The organism is Pseudoalteromonas sp. PB2-1 (genome assembly GCF_045040605.1).
Taxonomy (GTDB): domain Bacteria; phylum Pseudomonadota; class Gammaproteobacteria; order Enterobacterales; family Alteromonadaceae; genus Pseudoalteromonas; species Pseudoalteromonas arabiensis.
The window spans coordinates 18,765-35,221 of record NZ_CP090668.1 but is presented as its reverse complement, the minus strand read 5'-3'; the positions used below and the strand labels follow the sequence as shown (position 1 = coordinate 35,221).

Below are 16,457 nucleotides of genomic sequence, written 5' to 3'. Positions count from 1 at the left end.
ACAAGCGCACCCTGCCCGGTGCGCTTTTTTTATTTCAAACGAATAGTAACTAACTATATCAACTATAAAAAAGGACAGTACTTTAATTGTTAGTTATGATATGAGCAATTAAGCAACAGGGAAGATGTTATGCTCAAATCAATAAAGTCAAAAATTCCATTTATTTTCCTAATTAGTATTAGTCTTTTTTGGGGTATTTATTACCAAGGAAGTCATCCACTGAATGACTTTGGAAATGCAAACTTTGAATGGTTATACCTACTTGATTCACTGATAGTATTACCAGTACTTTGCTTAATATTAATTAAAAATAAGAAAGAAGCAGCTTTAAAAGCATTGATGTTGTGTTCACTCGCTATTTTGGTGGGGAGTTACATCATTCCAGAGCAAAACAAATTTTTAATGAATTACTTAGAGCAAGGTCGTTACGGGCTTTTAGCTTTGATTGTAATTTTAGAACTAAGCGCTCTCATTACTGTCTATCTGGCAATAAAATCTGCTTTAAGCCAGAAGACCGATCCCGATATAGCTATTGAACGGCCAATTAACAAGCTTTTCAAACAAAACGCAATTGCAAACTTTTTATGTTTCGAAACACGGATGTGGGCTTTCTTATTTTACGCTAAACACATTAAACCAAGCTATTTCACTGGTGAACTACATTTTAGTTATCATAATAAAGATGGCGCACAAGCTAACTTACTTGGCTTTATTTTTATTATCTTATTAGAGTTGCCCATGATGCATCTTTTTATACATTTTGTATGGTCATCATCAGCAGCAAACATTATCACTGGTTTAACTATATTTAGCCTTTTCTTCTTCATTGCAGAGTACCGAGCGGTTGCAAAGCGTCCTGTTTCTATTAGTAAATCGCAACTCATTATTCGCTATGGGCTATACCCTGCTTACAATATTGCTTTAGCAAATATCAAAACCATTGATTTAAATACCGATTTCATTTCACGCGCTGGCACAATCAAACGTTATAACTACTCTGGCAACCCAAATATTAAAATTAACCTCATTGAACCTATAGGTGATATCGACACTGTTTTTCTAGGACTAGATGCCCCTCATCAATTTATAGACTCAATGAACAAGGAACGAAAAAATGCCATTTAACGATCAAGAACGAGATGCTTTATTAGCACTAAAAGGCGTTGGGCCAACGGTTGTAAAACGGTTTGAAGAAATTGGTATTGAATCGTTTGAGGAGTTAGCTGGGTTTGATGCAAGCACAATTGCGAAGCGAGTCGCGTCGATGCTTCATTCAACGTGTTGGCAAAATAGCCCGCAAGCGAAAGCGGCAATAACAGCCGCCATTACGCGAGCAAAGCAAGGCTAAAGTTCTATCACTTCGATAGCGCCACGTTTTTGCATAGTCACATACATTTTAGTTTGTGACTCATTAAATGTTAGATTAGTTGGGTGTTGGCCTTTTAGTTTATAAGTTTTTAACACCTTGCCTTTGGGTGATACTTTAAGCACTTTGCCCGCGCCATAACGAGTAATGAAAATTTGACCTTCACTGTTTACTCGCATGCCATCAAGACCATGGTCGTCAAAGCGTATCAGCTCTTGTTTGTTACTGATGTTTAGCTCATCGTCAAGATCATATTGCCAAACCACACGCTGCACACTTTCATTTACGTAAAGTTTAGTATTGTCACCGTTCACAGCCACGCCATTGGTTGTGCCCATATTTTTTTCAAGAAGCTCAGTGCTGCCATCAGTATTAATGCGCCACAACTGGCCTGTACTCTTTGACCAGTTTGGATCACTAGCAAACAGTGCCCCACTTTTAGTGATACTAATATCATTTGGCTGATTCATTTTAGCGTTATGTGCAAACACTTCGACTTGATGAGTATTAGCAGGTACTTTTAAAATATTGTGGTTAACATAATCAGCAATATAGAGGTTACCTTGTTCATCAAATTGCAAGCCATTACCAACGCTGTCATTTGGTAAACGCACAAACAATGATGACTTACCCATGTTATCAACACGTCCAATAGTACCCTGCTCAGCATAATTCACTGCGTATAAGGTATCGTTGTACATGGTTGGCCCTTCGACACCTTGAGTGAACACGTTATCTTTCACAAAGTCCTGGCTATCAATTGCCAATGCAAGCGGCGTGCATAAAAAGCTAGTCACAGCAATAAGTGTGTGAAGTCTCATAATCGTCCTTTTAATTATCTAAACTGGTGTATACAGCTAAAATTGGATATTCATTTTCACCAAAAGACAGCGTTAACGAACGTTTTTCTCCGTTATCAAGCTTAACACCGCCACTGAAAGAGGATGGGTGAATTCTTGAGCCATCAGCAAACAAAGCCATAATATGATCAGCTTGTAAAATACGCGAGCCTGACGCTTTATTCTCAATGGTGACAACCGCTAAACGCCTGCCACTTTCACTGCTCATCAACACGCTATGAACAATGCTGAATTCACTTTCTTTTGGGTATCGCCTTGCATCATTTTCAAACGCAAATGCACTTCCTGCTGGCAAAGTAGGATCAACCGACAAAGTCCCTGAATTCGCTTGTGCATTGGTTGCAGTAAGCCCCATAACAAGCGCCATTATTATTAAAGAAATACCTTTCATATCAATCCTTTTTGATCAGCTGAATATTTTTTCAGCATACACCGTAATAATACGTGGTGCAAAATGGATTGTTGCTTAACTGCAATTAACATTCCCTACTTGGTAACAATTTAATCATTGATTTCTATTGGCGTGCCCGCACCTCTTTATTACACAGAATTAAAAGCTAAGTCATAGGAGCTAAGCATGTCTGATCTTCAAAACCGTCAATATATTCTCGAGTCACGCCCGAATGGCCCTGCAACGAAAAGTAACGTTGCGTTAAAGACAAACTCAGTATCATCACCTAAACAGGGTGAAGTATTATTAAGAACAATTTATTTATCTCTTGACCCTTATATGCGAGGCCGCATGAGCGATGCGGAGTCTTATGCAGATCCTGTTGAAATTGGCGATGTAATGGTTGGTGCAACCATCTGTCAGGTTGAGCAATCAGCGCATCCCGATTATAAAGTAGGTGAATGGGTATTGGCTTACACAGGCTGGCAAGAATATGCGATTAGTAATACTGAAGGGCTAATGAAACTAGGTGAAAACCCAGACAACCCTTCTTACGCACTCGGAATTTTAGGCATGCCAGGATTTACTGCCTATATGGGATTACTGGATATTGGTGAGCCAAAAGCGGGCGAAACGGTCGTTGTGGCAGCAGCAACGGGGCCAGTTGGTGCAACTGTAGGTCAAATCGCCAAAATTAAAGGCTGTAAGGTTGTCGGTGTAGCAGGCGGTGATGAAAAATGCCAACACGCTGTAGAACACTTAGGCTTTGACGCATGTATTGATCATAAAGCTGACGACTTCGATGAGCAACTAAAAGCCGCTTGTGACCAAGGCATTGATGTTTATTATGAAAATGTCGGTGGTCATGTTCTTGATGCGGTGCTGCCTTTACTCAATACAAAAGCGCGTGTGCCCTTGTGTGGTTTAGTATCACAGTACAATGCAACTGAATTGCCACCTGGGCCTGATCGTTTATCGATGCTGATGGGCTTGATTTTAAGAAAGCGTATTAAAGTACAAGGCTTTATTATTTTTGATGATTACGGGGATCGCTATGACGAGTTTGCAAAAGATATGCAGCAATGGCTAAAAGAAGGGAAAATTAAATACAAAGAGCACCTAGAAGCTGATTTTGAAAATACACTTGATGCCTTTAACGCTATGTTAAACGGTGAAAACTTCGGTAAAACGGTTGTTCAAGTACAAAAGCCACTGTAATACTGATCCATTCAAATTATGTGGGCGTAGTGAAATCACGCCCACAAAAGGATAACTTATGATTAAACTTCATCACTTAAATAAATCGCGTTCAAAGCGTATTATTTGGCTTTTAGAAGAGCTAGGCATTGACTACGACCTTGTTGCTTATCAGCGCAACCCCGAAACGTTTTTAGCCCCTGATGAGCTAAAAGAAATTCACCCGCTAGGTAAGGCCCCTGTAATTGAAGATAATGGCAAAGTTATTACCGAATCGGGTGCCATTACCGATTATTTAATAACAACGTATGGTAAAGGCAAATACATGCCAGAACCACAATCTGATAGCTACGTTAGTTACCAGCAATGGCTTCACTTTGCCGAAAGTTCTGCAATGGTGCCTTTTTTATTAAAGCTCTTTATTACAAAAGATGGTTGTAAAACCAACTTTATAGGTGACTATGCTGATAATGAAATTGGTAAAATACTGAGCTATGTGAATCAACAACTAAAAGGTAAACAGTACTTAGTTGATGATACACTGACTGGGGCTGACTTTATGATGTCATTTGTTGTAGAAAAAGCTGATGAGGCAGGTCTGCTTGCGCACTTCCCTGAAATCAAACGTTATTTAGAGCAGCTAAAAACTCACGAAAGTTATCACACAGCAAACGATTTAGAAACGAAATACGACTGACCTCATGTGCAGTGACAGTTTGTATACTGTCACTTTTTCCCTGTTCAATAAAATAAAGCTCCAAAGCTACCAATCAAGCTTCACACACTCGATTGCGGCCAGACTTTTTAGCTTGATACATGGCTTGATCGGCCCTTTCGATTGCTGTTTCGATATCATCATTAGCATTTACTAACGAAACACCAAATGAGCCTGTTACATTAATGTGTTTATCATTATCAATTTCGATTTTTAAAGCAGCAACCCCAGCTCTTAATCGCTCAGAAAATGACTTGGCACCTTCAAGCTCGGTTTGGGGTAAACAGACTAAAAACTCTTCGCCGCCATAACGATACAATTGGTCGTACTCTCTTAGATGAGATTTAATGCATTTAACAAGCGCGATTAACACCTTATCGCCCGCAGCATGGCCAAACTCGTCGTTCACTTGCTTAAAGTGATCAAGGTCGATCATTATCAGCGCGCAGCTAAGCGATTTACGTTTGCAAAGCTCATGCTCTTTTTGCAGGTTTTCTTCTAAATTCGTTCGATTCAACGCTCCCGTTAAAGGGTCTCGGGTGTGCAGCAATTCAGAGAACTCATCAATAAGGGTCTCAAATAATTCATGTAGCCTATCTAAATCGGCATGAAACTGATCCAATAGATTGACAGTAATAGCAGACTTAGTTTCTTTTAACGATAACAGGACCTTGGCACCTTGATGCATTTTTTGGTGTGCACAAGCGATTTCTGAAAAATAAGAATGAAGGTTTAGGGTCTGCTCGGGAAGCTTACTAAACCATTGCCCAAAGCGACAGAGGTTATGAGCATTATCGCTTAAGTCTTGTTCTTTTGCGAGAGTATCTGCAATTAAGCATCTTAACAAATTTTTATACCATGATTGATGCCAATCAATAGCCTGCTCAATTTCTGCAATCACGTCTTCAAGCTGGGTATTCGACAGTGAACTAATGCCTTGCCCAGTATTTTGATGCATAGCCAATGAAAAGACTTCCACTTTATTATTTTATTTACTAAAACAGTACCTAAGGTCTGTGACAAACACAACTTAAAGCGTTGTTAAGCGATAATTTATTCAACTAAGCGGTAACCCACCGAGGGCTCAGTTAAGATATGCTTTGGGCTCGCTGCATTTTGCTCGAGCTTTTGCCGTAATTGACCAATGTGTACACGTACATATTCAGGGCGATTAATATACTGCTCACCCCACACCTCAGATAAAATAGCGTTATGTGTTAGCACCTTGTCTTTTTGCTGAAATAACAACAGCAATATAGCGTACTCTTTTTTAGTTAGTTTAACTTCTTCAGCGCCTTTACGGACCACGTGCTTATGTGGGTCGATGTGAATATCGCCGCATTGCAGAGTTAGGCTTGGTGTTGTTTGTGCGCGCAATAGCACCCGAATACGCGCTAATAATTCGTTTGCACTGAATGGTTTGGTCAGATAATCGTTAGCGCCATTATCAAGCGCGGTGACTTTTTCTGTTTCGCCATCGCGTGCAGAAAGTACTAATACAGGGAGCAGACTCCACTGCCTAAACTCCACCAGCCAATCTTGCCCATCCATATCAAGTAAACCTAAATCAAGTAGCACTAAATCAAACTGTTGTTGGCTTAAAAGTGCAAATGCATCAAGCCCTTTAGCGCACACACTGACTTCATGATTGCTGGCTTTTAGCAGTGTTTTTAAAAAACTTTGCAGAGGCGCAGAGTCCTCTAAAACCAAAATATTAGCCACGGCTGTTACTCCAAGTTAATATAGCTGTCGCCTGCTTTGTTTGCTCATTGAGAGTTAATTCAAAGCGCCCTTGATGACACTTAGCAACCACATCACAGATCACACTCCCTAAGCCGACTCCTTCATCTTGACTCGCCTCATGCTTATTAGCAAAAGGATTGGTTAACACAATTCGGTACTCACTATCTGTTTCAATAAATTGCATGCTTGCTGTGCCATTACCATAGCGCGCTGCGTTCTCGAGCATATTGGCAAAGGCAATTTCAAGTAAGGTTTCATCACCAAAGCAGAGACTGTTTGGCTGAGCCTCAATGTTCAATTTAAAGCATTGTAATTGCTGCTGGCGACGTGATTTTGCTTCGCTAACAAGAGTCAAAATAGGCAGCTTTTGCCAGTTGATATTCTCAGCTAATTTATTAACTTTACTGAGCTCCATGACTTTATCAAAGTGCTGATTAAGAATTTTACTTTGCTCATAAATATTAGCTGCTTGCTCTTTGATAACCTCTGAGCTTAGTTGAATATCATCATCAGCCAACATGCTCGATGCGCCCATTATAGTTGCTAATGGCGTACGCAAGTCATGGGATAAACTACGCAATAAGGTGTTTTTTGACCTTTCTAGCTCCGCCTGTACTTTGATCGCCGCGGATTGCTCACGCAATAAGGTTTTTTCTTGAACCTGATATAGTAAAGAGCATGCTGTATTCGCCAAAGCAAGTTGCTCAGCATTAAGCGCTTTAGCAAATGCAATACCGCCAAATTCAACTTGTTGTTCGTTTAAATAAATAAACTGCCCAGAGCCTGTTAGCTGCCAGTCACACGCAACCTTTAAGTGCGTAGCCATGGTCGTTAAAAACAGCTGCTTTTGCTCCTCAAGGCTATCGAGATCATTGAGCTTTTTAGCTAGTTCATACAACAAACGACTATTACTTGCATGGGCTTGCACATCGCGAACCTTGGTATTGAGCTCACCGGCTAGGTGGCTTATTACTAAACCCACAATCAGCATCACCAAAAAGGTAACCACATATTCAATATTTTCGATATGAAAAGTAAAATACGGCACCACATAAAACCAGTCAGTGCAGGCAACACTCACTAAGGTGGTAAGCGCAGCCACACGACGATTACTTCGCACCGCAACCCAAGTCACCCACAGCAGCTGTAACATCACAATATCAGTGGTTGTAAACAGTTCTCGAAACGGAAAAATCGTGAGTACCACCACAAGTGGCATCAACACACTTAAAAATGCGGCTTTTAAATACTGTATTTTGAATACTGACTGCATGATCTTTTCACTTATTGTTTGTCCCTATTAGATTAAAGGGTTTTCAATTTTGTCACTATAAAGTTTTTATAAAGTTTTTTTATCTCGGCATAAAATCTTTATAAAGCTTCTGCCATTTCTAAAGACTTCTTCTTTTTTGTCATTAGCATTAAGTGTGAACCCACAATAGCGAGAAAAACAATGGCTCAGTTTGCAGTAATCGGATTAGGACGTTTTGGCGTAACCGCCTGTTTAGAACTTTCAAAACAAGGGCACACGGTATGTGCCGCAGATATTAGTGAAAGCACAGTTAACCACTATGCCGACCAGCTCAGTTTTACTGTGGTGGTTGATGCCAGTGATGAAACACAATTAGCGCGGCTCGATTTACCCAGTTGCCAAGCGGTATTAGTCGCCATAGGCGAGAATATTGAAGCCAGTATTTTATGTGTATTGCACTTAAAAAACTTAGGCGTAAAACAAATTTGGGTAAAAGCATGTACCAAAAGCCATCATCAAATTCTGAGTAAACTGGGTGTTGACCGCATTATTCACCCTGAAGAGGAAATGGGCGTAAGAGTTGCACAAGCGCTTAACTACCCAATGGTTAATCAATATTTCCCGCTTAACCAGTCCACCTTTATTGTTGAGCTGGGCATTGATCTACAGCTTTCAGGTCGCAAAATTGGCTGGCTGCTAAAAGAGCGTAATAGCGATATTAAACCGCTCACACTGCGACGTGATGATTATTTCAATACTGAGCTGACTAATGACACCGAGCTGCGCCACGGCGATAGTCTGGTGCTACTTGGCTCTAAAACTTATTTAACTAAACTAGCAAAACGGTTTCGTGCATTATGATTAACTGGCAAGCCAACGTTTATCCTAAACAATTTAGCGGTGTAAAGTGTCGCAAGCGGCAAAAAATTAACCCGCCATTAGTGCTCACTATCGGCTTTATTGTACTAATCATGCTGGGTACGAGTTTACTCATGCTCCCTGTCGCCAGCACCCAACCGATTAGCTGGCTTGACGCACTATTTACAGCAACCTCTGCGGTTACAGTTACAGGGCTGGTGGTAATAGATACGGGTACTGCACTGACAGTATTTGGACAAAGCATAGTGATGCTGCTGATTCAAATTGGCGGTATTGGCTTTATGACAGTGGCAGTGATTTCAATATTAAGTTTAGGAAAAACCCTCGGTTTACAACAGCGCTTATTGGCCAGTCGCGCTTTTGACACTAACGATTTAACCTCGGTGATCAAGGTCGCTAAATACGTTTTAGTCTATTCATTAATTATTGAATCCGTGGCGTTTTTCTTATTATTTATCAGTTGGTTTGATGATTATGGCTTAGTAAAAAGTGCTTACCACAGTTTGTTTTATACGATTTCTGCGTTTAATAATGCTGGCTTTGCCTTAAGTGGCGATAGCTTATCTGCGTTCAAAGGGGATGTGACCGTAAACTTAGTAATCACAGGCTTATTTATTATCGGTGGTTTAGGGTTTACAGTACTAATTGATATTTACAAACAAAAACGTTGGTCATCACTATCAACCAATACACGCCTAGTATTAATTGCGACTTTAGTGATCAATAGTACCGCATTTTTACTCATCTTTTTATTTGAACACGCAAACCCCGCGACATTAGCGCCGCTATCAACGTTAGAGCAAATACTGACCGCATGGTTTCAAGCAGTGACACCTCGTACCGCAGGGTTTAATACTTTACCGATTGATGCCTTAAGCCAAGATTCTACGCTACTAACCATGCTGCTTATGGTGATTGGCGGTGGCTCAGTTAGTACGGCTAGTGGTATAAAACTAGGAACCTTTGTGATCTTAATTTTAGCGATGCGCAGTTATTTAAAACAGCAAACAACAGTCACGGTTTTTAACCGCCAGTTGAGCGACAAACTCGTGATCAAGGCATTAAGTGTCATGATACTGTACTTATTTATCGCCTTTATTAGTATTATGGCTATTACCAAGCTTGAACAAGGCTCGTTACTGGATATCACCTTTGAGGCGATTTCAGCACTCAGTACTGTTGGCCTTTCGCGGGGTATTACGGGTGATTTAAGCGCACCTAGTCAGCTCATTATCATACTGCTGATGTTGATAGGTCGAGTTGGCCCACTCACGTTTGCATATTGTTTTGCAAGACAAAGTAGCCAACCTTTGACCTACCCTACTACCAGTATTCAAATTGGCTAAGTTTACAGTTATGACACTTTTTAGTGTCATAACTGAATACCTAAAACCCTGCTACAACTGCTGTAGCAAGGCTTTAATGTCACTGTATCGTTGCTGTTCGCAAAGGCCAAAGCCTGATAGCTGCCTAACTTTATTACGAGTAAATAAAGGTACACTCATGCCCGCTAAAAAGCGGCACTGTGTGTCAACGCTGACATCACTAAACCCTTTATTTGCTAGGTGCTGTTTAAGCTCAGCAACTTTACTGGCAATCACATTTTGCTCAGGCATTTGATGCACTAATGAATAACTAAGTTTTACCTGCTGGCCTCTACACACTGAGCAATGGCCACATTGCTGGGGTGCATGTTGGTCATCAAAATAGCGGGCTAAGTTGTAACTTAAGCAGCTATCTAACTCAAAAAAGCGCACTAAAGTGGCGATACGCTTAATTTCGGCCTGTTCTTTTTCGATAAAGTATTGATGAAGTTGCTGTGCTAAATCAGCATGGTTAATAACCGCATTATTCACTTCATACACTTGCGTAATACGTTTAGTTTCAAGAGCGATATGACCCTTTTCGGCCAAATAATCAAGCGCAGCAACCACACGTTTTCTGTCAACTTGAGTGGCACGGGTTAGCGCATCAAAATTTAATGTGCCCCAAATTTTCTTAAACTCAGTGTGTTTAAATACCTGTTGTAAAAACGCTTGGCGATCAGCATCAAACTGGCTAAGCAGCGCATTTTGATCCGTTAAAAACTTATATTTAAAGTCAGCGTAATAGGCATATAAAGGTGTAATAGCCCCTTGCATTTCTAACTGCACCAGTAAGGTTTTTAACGCTAAAGCACGAATATTACTGTCGCTCGAAAGGCTGTACTCTTGCATTTCCCACTGGTTATTAGTTTGCTCGTTACGAATGTTATTAATGACATACTCAATCCCACTTTGCTCTGGCGTGTCGGCATAAACAAAGTTTTCAACGGTATTTAAGCCATCTAAGTTTGCTAGTGTAAAACAGTTTGATGGCGCACCATCTCGCCCTGCGCGGCCAATCTCTTGGCTATAATTCTCAATCGATTTTGGCAAATCATAGTGGATCACAAAACGAATATCAGACTTATCAACACCCATCCCAAAAGCAATGGTTGCCACGACAACATTGATTTTACCCGCCATAAAATCATCTTGAATTTGCCAGCGTTTATCATCCTCAAGGCCTGCATGATAAGCCACCGCATTAAATCCGGCTCCCCTCAAGCCTTCGGCTACTTGCTCGGCGGTATGCTGTAAGGTGACATAAACAATCCCAGCCCCTTGTTGGCTGGCTATAATACTTGCTAATTGCTGAGGCTTTTCTTGGCTTGCGACACTAAGCACTGATAAATCGAGGTTGCTTCGGTAAAAGCCAGTTTGCACTACACATTCAAGGGCAATGGCAAAGCGCTCACACATATCGCGCTTTACTTTTTTGGTAGCGGTAGCGGTGAGTAACAATACCAGCGGAATATTAAGATCTTCACGATAGCGCGGCAGCTTTAAGTAGTCTGGCCTAAAGTTGTGGCCCCATTCAGATATACAGTGCGCTTCATCAACCACCAGCATTGAAATAGGCACTTGTTTAATAAATTCACGAAAGCGCTCATTCTTAAAGCGCTCCACTGAGACCATTAAAATTTTCACCTTCCCTGCGCGCACATCACTCATTACCGTATGGCTTTGCTCAGAGGTTTGGCTTGAATCTAGGCTTGCCGCATAGATGCCTTTACTGTTTAAAAAGCTAATTTGATCTTTCATCAGTGCCAATAATGGCGACACTACTAAGGTCAAATTAGGTAAATGCATCGCTGTTAATTGATAACACAACGACTTTCCCGAGCCAGTTGGGAAGATAGCCAACGATGATTGCAGGTTTAATAACTGCTCAATGGTTTGTTGCTGACCTAAGCGAAATTCATTAAAGCCAAAGTACTGATTTAGCGATGCATGTAGTGACGTAGTCATCCTGATCCCTTCGTTCATTTCCTTTATTCTGAAATGATAGGTGTTTAAAAAACTGATGCACCATACTATCGCGTTTCCTGTTATCGCCCAAGCACCTAAATAGGATAAAAAGCGCCACATTGTTCTTAACTTTTGCTGACAAAACAAGCAAAAAGGCGCACAATAGAGCCGTTGCCGTGGGGTATTGATGGATGGATTTGCAATACCTAAGCGCTTTTTCTAAAGAGTGTTTAGGTATTATACTTTTGAGGGCAACGTAATGATTAACCAACCTCCTAAAATCGTGATTATCGGTGGTGGCGCTGGTGGCTTAGAGCTAGCAACACAATTAGGACACAAACTCGGAAAAAAACGCCAAGCAGAGATACTTTTAATCGATAAAAACCGCAGCCATATTTGGAAGCCGTTACTTCATGAAGTAGCGACGGGGTCGATTGATGCCGATTTAGACGGCGTTGTATACTCAGCTCATGCAGCAAAACACCATTATAATTTTCAACTCGGCAGCTTTTGCCACTTAGATCAAAGCAATAAAACCATTACCCTAAGCGAGTTAAAAGACGAGCTTGGCCATCGCATTTTACCTGAGCGCCAAGTCAGCTATGACTACCTCGTACTTGCCATAGGCAGTATCAGCAACGACTTCAACACGCCTGGAGTCAACAAGCACTGTTTTTACCTTGACTCAAACCAACAAGCTGAACGCTTTCAGCACGCTCTACTCGATAACTTCACCCGTTTACATCAAGATGACGACCAACAGCATTCGTTAACTATTGCCATAGTGGGTGGTGGTGCAACGGGGGTTGAGCTGTCGGCAGAGCTTTATCATGTGTCAGACATGCTAAAAATGTATGGCCTTAATAAAATGACCGCCAAACGCTTACACATTGATTTAATTGAAGCGGGGCCGCGAATTTTGCCCGCTTTACCCGAGCGCATTGCAAACTCAGCTAAACGCGAGCTAGTTAAGTTAGGAGTAACAGTACGCGAAGGCACCCAAGTAAAAGAAGCCACAGAAAACAGCTTTATCACCAAAAACGATGAACATATCAACGCCGATATTATGGTTTGGGCTGCGGGTGTAAAAGCCCCTGATTTCATTAAAGACATTGGTATCTTTGAACTTACTCGCAATAACCAAATTAAGGTGAACCAATATCTACAAAGTAGTGTTAACGACAACATTTTTGTGATTGGTGATTGCTGTGCATTTACTCAAGAAGATGGCACACAAGTGCCACCAAGAGCACAATCAGCTCATCAAATGGCACAATGTGTTGAAAAGAACCTCATTGCCACGCTAAAAGATCAGCCTTTGAGTACGTTTACCTACAGTGACCATGGTTCTTTAGTCAACTTATCACGCTACAGCACAGTCGGCAGTTTAATGGGTAACTTAACCAGTAATAGCTTTTTCATTGAAGGAAAAATAGCACGCTTTATGTATATTTCGCTCTATCGAATGCATCAACGCGCGATTCACGGCAGCGCTAAAACCTTTGCACTGTGGATCAGTGAAAAAGTGCTGCGGGTAGTAAGGCCGAAGATGAAGCTTCACTAAATCACATTGGCACTATTGGGCTGTAAAATTAACCTATCGGTTTACGGCTCATAAGCGTATAATGCGCTCTTTTTGTGGGGCGCAAAAATTGAATATTATTACTCTAAGCGTTTTATCGCTTGCAATGTCTACCGATGCTTTTGCGGCTTCTATCACCAAAGGCTGTACTCTTAAAACCCCGCGTATTCTCAGTGCAATTAAACTCGGATTACTGTTTGGCTGTATTGAAGCTATAGCGCCGATTATTGGTTGGTTTATCGGTAGTGCCGGTGCTGACTACGTGGAAGCGTTTGATCATTGGATTGCGTTTGTACTACTCGTTGGTCTTGGCGTTCACATGTTGCTTGAAAGCCGTAAGGATGACGGTAACGAAGAGGAACTCGCCCCAAACAACAAGCGCTCTTTTATTGCAACATTACTCACGGCTGTGGGCACCAGCATTGATGCTATGACCGTCGGTATTAGTCTTGCTTTCATGAAAGTAAACATTTACTTAGCAGCAGCAATGATAGGCCTTGCAACAACCACCATGGTGACAATTGGCTCACTACTTGGCAATGTAATGAGTGGCTGGGTAGGCAAAAAAGCCGAAGCCATTGGCGGTATAGCACTTATCTTAATTGGTTGTGGCATTCTTTACAGCCATACTCACGCTTAATTAAATCGCTCTTCAAAATAAGCTTTGGGCATAGATTCTAAACCTTCTTGCCCAAGCTCATTAAAGCACACCAAAAACTAAAACCAATAAAAAATAACCATCGCGCATAATTTGTCTTCAAATTTTAACAAATGCCTTGTATGTTATGACAAACCACTAAAGGAATGACGCTATGACCCCCAAAACGCTGATTTTCAACTTTGATGGCACTGGCAGCGAACCTCGTGATGCAGAGCAATTTAGTGCAGCGCATTTTAAAGAAGACGCTAGTATCTCTAACATACTTAAACTTCACTTATTATTTGGCGGCGCACTAAATAATGAGCCAGAAACCCCATTTCCTGATCAAATTAGTTTTTATTATCAAGGTATAGGCACCCAAGGCAGTCGTTTTAAACGCCTTTTCAATCAAGCTTTAGCCCCTAGAGGGGATGATGTTGCCAGTATTTTAAATCGCGCCATTAATGACTTTAAAAGCTATTACACTGTTGGCGATAAAGTACTACTCACTGGGTTTAGTCGTGGCGCAGCGTTAGCACGGCGTTTTGCTAAATGCCTTGAACCACTTATTAGTGATGATGTTTACTTGTGTGTATTTGATACTGTGGCATCGATAGGGTTTTCTAAAGTCACAAAAGCAACCCGTGGTGCTGAGCATGTGATTTTTGAAAACTATACTTTAGCAACAAATATTAAAGCCGCCCTTCACTGTGTTGCACTTGATGAAAAACGCAGAGCTTTTGAACCAACGCTTATCAATAAAGCGCCTCATGTTAAAGAAATATGGTTCGCTGGTGCCCACTCCGATGTAGGCGGTGGTTACTATCGTGACGGTTTAGCCGACATTTGCCTACGGTATGCGATTGAGTGGTTAATTGAACAAACGGTTGCACTAAACCTTTTAACCAGCGCAGACATCAACTACAACGCATTACTTCCACAAGCGCATCGAAACTTAATTGCACAAGACGATGTCACCGTTACGCCCGACCCACTAGCACTCAGTCATCAACAAAATTATTTTTGGTTCAATCCGTTATTCAAACTCGTTGATCGTGAATGCTGTGTACTTATTGAAAACGAACAAAGCGACCACCCGCCAACTATTCACCATACTGTCGCACATAGAATCAACCGCTTAACAAGCTATCGTCCTGAGTCACTTAAAAGCCTAACCTATAACGTACTTTATAACGATGGCAACCTGCTAAAATTTAAGGGGTTATGCCAACATATTGCGCTTGATAAGCAAAATATGACTGTGCTTAGTATTGGCCAAAGCAAGGATGTTTTAGTGTATGGTTCTGAAAAATACAATCACACAGGTGTCATGTTAGAGCTAGGTGGCACTTACCGCTTTACACCTTACCCTGATCAAATTTGGTATGACGACGGTATTAGTTGCGGCCCAGGCGGCTGGCATCGCGATAATATACAGCTGGGCGTGAAAGAAATTCCGATGGCATTACTCGAGCCATTTCGACGTTTAGCGCACGCACAATGGTTTGCACTCATTGGCGCGATTGATAACAACGATGATCACCTTTTCGAAATCGCAGAAGGTGCCGATATCCGTATAGCAAAATCAGGTGAATTTTGCCCATTTGCAAACGACCTTAACCGCTTTTATGGGGCAAATGCAGGGCGCATAAAGCTGCGTGTTACTCGTCTTGGCTAAAGCTTCTAACATGCTCAGCTATCAAACCTGTGATGCTTTGTTGGTGTGTGATGATGGTATTGTTTATTCTAGTACGCTCAGGCTCTGTTAAGGTTGTTTTACTAAGCATAAACGACACCCAATTATCGTTAATAATATAGTCATGAAGCGCAATTCCTTTTAACTTAAGCGACCCTATGAGATAAAGACCGGCAAGCTCATCATCTATAAAAAAATCGACTCTATTAGCTTGTAGCATTCCTAAACGTTGTTGCAATTTAGGCACCGCCATAATTTGATTTTTAAACATTTTTATTCGGCTAAGCGCTGTAAACTCTTCACCGTAGTAGCTACCACTGTTGATTAAAATAACCTGACCTTTAAGTAATAATCCTTTTAGACTAAGTGCCGCATATTCTTTTTTGGGATACCAAAATAACCGCATCACCTCTTTTCTATAAGGCTCTGAAAAGTAGCTAAAACGAGCACGTTCCTCACTAAAACTTGCGGCGGGAAGTAGGTCTACTTTACCTGACCGCAGTTCAGCAAAGCCACGCTTTGAAGACGGGAGTGAAACAAATTGTGTGCAAAACCCAGATTTACTTAATACAAACTCAGTGATCTGGATATCAATACCAGAAAACGTTTTATCACGAATAAGTACATAAGGTGCCCATTGCTGAGATATTCCAACCTTTAACGTGCGTTCACAACCAAACGCTTTTGTAAAAAGCAAAATCGAACAAAGCAGAATACACACTTTTAACTTCATCAATATACTTATCGGCGGCTATAGTTAATCATTATCAAAGTATGGTTGATAGTAAGTAAAAGGCCAAAATA

General features: G+C 41.1%; 16 protein-coding genes. 9 read left to right on the top strand and 7 right to left on the bottom strand.

The window, feature by feature from the left end:
- Positions 1–129: 129 nt before the first annotated feature.
- Both L0Z67_RS17120 and L0Z67_RS17115 read left to right on the top strand, forming a co-directional pair.
- Positions 130–1,125 (top strand): hypothetical protein, encoded by a 996-nt coding sequence (locus tag L0Z67_RS17120; RefSeq protein WP_392353515.1) that lies wholly within the window; start codon positions 130–132, stop codon positions 1,123–1,125.
- On the top strand, positions 1,115–1,348 hold the full coding sequence (locus L0Z67_RS17115; RefSeq protein ID WP_062567733.1) for a helix-hairpin-helix domain-containing protein: 234 nt from the start codon (positions 1,115–1,117) through the stop codon (positions 1,346–1,348). The genes L0Z67_RS17120 and L0Z67_RS17115 overlap by 11 nt, the downstream gene beginning before the upstream one ends.
- Here the strand turns inward: L0Z67_RS17115 and L0Z67_RS17110 are convergent.
- Positions 1,345–2,187, bottom strand: coding sequence for an SMP-30/gluconolactonase/LRE family protein (locus tag L0Z67_RS17110; RefSeq protein WP_157066161.1), 843 nt, complete (start codon positions 2,185–2,187; stop codon positions 1,345–1,347). The two genes, L0Z67_RS17115 and L0Z67_RS17110, sit on opposite strands and share 4 nt — an antisense overlap.
- A gap of 10 nt (positions 2,188–2,197) precedes the next feature.
- A complete protein-coding gene (locus L0Z67_RS17105; RefSeq protein WP_062567735.1) occupies positions 2,198–2,617 on the bottom strand; it encodes a hypothetical protein in 420 nt (139 codons plus the stop codon).
- A gap of 186 nt (positions 2,618–2,803) precedes the next feature.
- On the opposite strand from L0Z67_RS17105, the gene L0Z67_RS17100 reads away from it, so the two are divergent.
- Both L0Z67_RS17100 and L0Z67_RS17095 read left to right on the top strand, forming a co-directional pair.
- Positions 2,804–3,835: an NADP-dependent oxidoreductase gene (locus L0Z67_RS17100; RefSeq protein ID WP_392353511.1), complete on the top strand. Its 1,032-nt coding sequence runs from the start codon at positions 2,804–2,806 to the stop codon at positions 3,833–3,835.
- Positions 3,836–3,893: 58 nt separating this feature from the next.
- Positions 3,894–4,511 (top strand): glutathione S-transferase family protein, encoded by a 618-nt coding sequence (locus tag L0Z67_RS17095; RefSeq protein WP_237127560.1) that lies wholly within the window; start codon positions 3,894–3,896, stop codon positions 4,509–4,511.
- 73 nt (positions 4,512–4,584) lie between these two features.
- On the opposite strand, the gene L0Z67_RS17090 is transcribed toward L0Z67_RS17095, so the two are convergent.
- The 3 genes from L0Z67_RS17090 to L0Z67_RS17080 form a co-directional block, all read right to left on the bottom strand.
- Positions 4,585–5,487, bottom strand: coding sequence for a diguanylate cyclase (locus L0Z67_RS17090; RefSeq protein ID WP_405128751.1), 903 nt, complete (start codon positions 5,485–5,487; stop codon positions 4,585–4,587).
- Positions 5,488–5,582: 95 nt separating this feature from the next.
- Positions 5,583–6,251 (bottom strand): response regulator transcription factor, encoded by a 669-nt coding sequence (locus tag L0Z67_RS17085; protein WP_237127559.1) that lies wholly within the window; start codon positions 6,249–6,251, stop codon positions 5,583–5,585.
- On the bottom strand, positions 6,244–7,545 hold the full coding sequence (locus tag L0Z67_RS17080; RefSeq protein ID WP_392353507.1) for a DUF4118 domain-containing protein: 1,302 nt from the start codon (positions 7,543–7,545) through the stop codon (positions 6,244–6,246). Before L0Z67_RS17080 ends, L0Z67_RS17085 begins: the two co-directional genes overlap by 8 nt.
- 180 nt (positions 7,546–7,725) lie before the next feature.
- On the opposite strand from L0Z67_RS17080, the gene L0Z67_RS17075 reads away from it, so the two are divergent.
- Both L0Z67_RS17075 and L0Z67_RS17070 read left to right on the top strand, forming a co-directional pair.
- Positions 7,726–8,385, top strand: a complete 660-nt coding sequence (locus tag L0Z67_RS17075; RefSeq protein WP_054553462.1) for a TrkA family potassium uptake protein — start codon at positions 7,726–7,728, stop codon at positions 8,383–8,385.
- Positions 8,382–9,749, top strand: coding sequence for a TrkH family potassium uptake protein (locus L0Z67_RS17070; RefSeq protein ID WP_392353504.1), 1,368 nt, complete (start codon positions 8,382–8,384; stop codon positions 9,747–9,749). Before L0Z67_RS17075 ends, L0Z67_RS17070 begins: the two co-directional genes overlap by 4 nt.
- A 51-nt stretch (positions 9,750–9,800) precedes the next feature.
- Here the strand turns inward: L0Z67_RS17070 and L0Z67_RS17065 are convergent, their stop codons facing one another.
- A complete protein-coding gene (locus tag L0Z67_RS17065) occupies positions 9,801–11,735 on the bottom strand; it encodes an ATP-dependent DNA helicase RecQ (RefSeq protein WP_392353502.1) in 1,935 nt (644 codons plus the stop codon).
- A 259-nt stretch (positions 11,736–11,994) separates the two neighbouring features.
- Here L0Z67_RS17065 and L0Z67_RS17060 point away from each other — a divergent pair, with 259 nt between their 5' ends.
- The 3 genes from L0Z67_RS17060 (at position 11,995) to L0Z67_RS17050 (ending at position 15,635) form a co-directional block, all read left to right on the top strand.
- Entirely contained in the window at positions 11,995–13,299 is a 1,305-nt protein-coding gene (locus L0Z67_RS17060; RefSeq protein ID WP_392353500.1) for an NAD(P)/FAD-dependent oxidoreductase, read from the top strand.
- An 88-nt stretch (positions 13,300–13,387) separates the two neighbouring features.
- Positions 13,388–13,957 (top strand): manganese efflux pump MntP family protein, encoded by a 570-nt coding sequence (locus tag L0Z67_RS17055; RefSeq protein WP_392353498.1) that lies wholly within the window; start codon positions 13,388–13,390, stop codon positions 13,955–13,957.
- Between the two features lie 172 nt (positions 13,958–14,129).
- On the top strand, positions 14,130–15,635 hold the full coding sequence (locus L0Z67_RS17050) for a phospholipase effector Tle1 domain-containing protein (protein WP_392353496.1): 1,506 nt from the start codon (positions 14,130–14,132) through the stop codon (positions 15,633–15,635).
- On the opposite strand, the gene L0Z67_RS17045 is transcribed toward L0Z67_RS17050, so the two are convergent.
- Complete coding sequence (locus L0Z67_RS17045; RefSeq protein ID WP_062567743.1) at positions 15,619–16,386, bottom strand: ABC transporter substrate-binding protein; 768 nt, start codon at positions 16,384–16,386, stop codon at positions 15,619–15,621. The two genes, L0Z67_RS17050 and L0Z67_RS17045, sit on opposite strands and share 17 nt — an antisense overlap.
- Between the last annotated feature and the right edge of the window lie 71 nt (positions 16,387–16,457).

Excerpts from the sequence above, each read along its gene's own strand:
- L0Z67_RS17110 (WP_157066161.1), bottom strand. The coding sequence starts at position 2,187 with ATGAGACTTCACACACTTATTGCTGTGACTAGCTTTTTATGCACGCCG.
- L0Z67_RS17100 (WP_392353511.1), top strand. The coding sequence starts at position 2,804 with ATGTCTGATCTTCAAAACCGTCAATATATTCTCGAGTCACGCCCGAAT.
- L0Z67_RS17075 (WP_054553462.1), top strand. The coding sequence starts at position 7,726 with ATGGCTCAGTTTGCAGTAATCGGATTAGGACGTTTTGGCGTAACCGCC.
- L0Z67_RS17070 (WP_392353504.1), top strand. The coding sequence starts at position 8,382 with ATGATTAACTGGCAAGCCAACGTTTATCCTAAACAATTTAGCGGTGTA.
- L0Z67_RS17045 (WP_062567743.1), bottom strand. The coding sequence starts at position 16,386 with ATGAAGTTAAAAGTGTGTATTCTGCTTTGTTCGATTTTGCTTTTTACA.
- L0Z67_RS17115 (WP_062567733.1), top strand. The coding sequence starts at position 1,115 with ATGCCATTTAACGATCAAGAACGAGATGCTTTATTAGCACTAAAAGGC.
- L0Z67_RS17050 (WP_392353496.1), top strand. The coding sequence starts at position 14,130 with ATGACCCCCAAAACGCTGATTTTCAACTTTGATGGCACTGGCAGCGAA.
- L0Z67_RS17120 (WP_392353515.1), top strand. The coding sequence starts at position 130 with ATGCTCAAATCAATAAAGTCAAAAATTCCATTTATTTTCCTAATTAGT.
- L0Z67_RS17095 (WP_237127560.1), top strand. The coding sequence starts at position 3,894 with ATGATTAAACTTCATCACTTAAATAAATCGCGTTCAAAGCGTATTATT.
- L0Z67_RS17060 (WP_392353500.1), top strand. The coding sequence starts at position 11,995 with ATGATTAACCAACCTCCTAAAATCGTGATTATCGGTGGTGGCGCTGGT.
- L0Z67_RS17080 (WP_392353507.1), bottom strand. The coding sequence starts at position 7,545 with ATGCAGTCAGTATTCAAAATACAGTATTTAAAAGCCGCATTTTTAAGT.
- L0Z67_RS17090 (WP_405128751.1), bottom strand. The coding sequence starts at position 5,487 with ATGCATCAAAATACTGGGCAAGGCATTAGTTCACTGTCGAATACCCAG.
- L0Z67_RS17065 (WP_392353502.1), bottom strand. The coding sequence starts at position 11,735 with ATGACTACGTCACTACATGCATCGCTAAATCAGTACTTTGGCTTTAAT.
- L0Z67_RS17105 (WP_062567735.1), bottom strand. The coding sequence starts at position 2,617 with ATGAAAGGTATTTCTTTAATAATAATGGCGCTTGTTATGGGGCTTACT.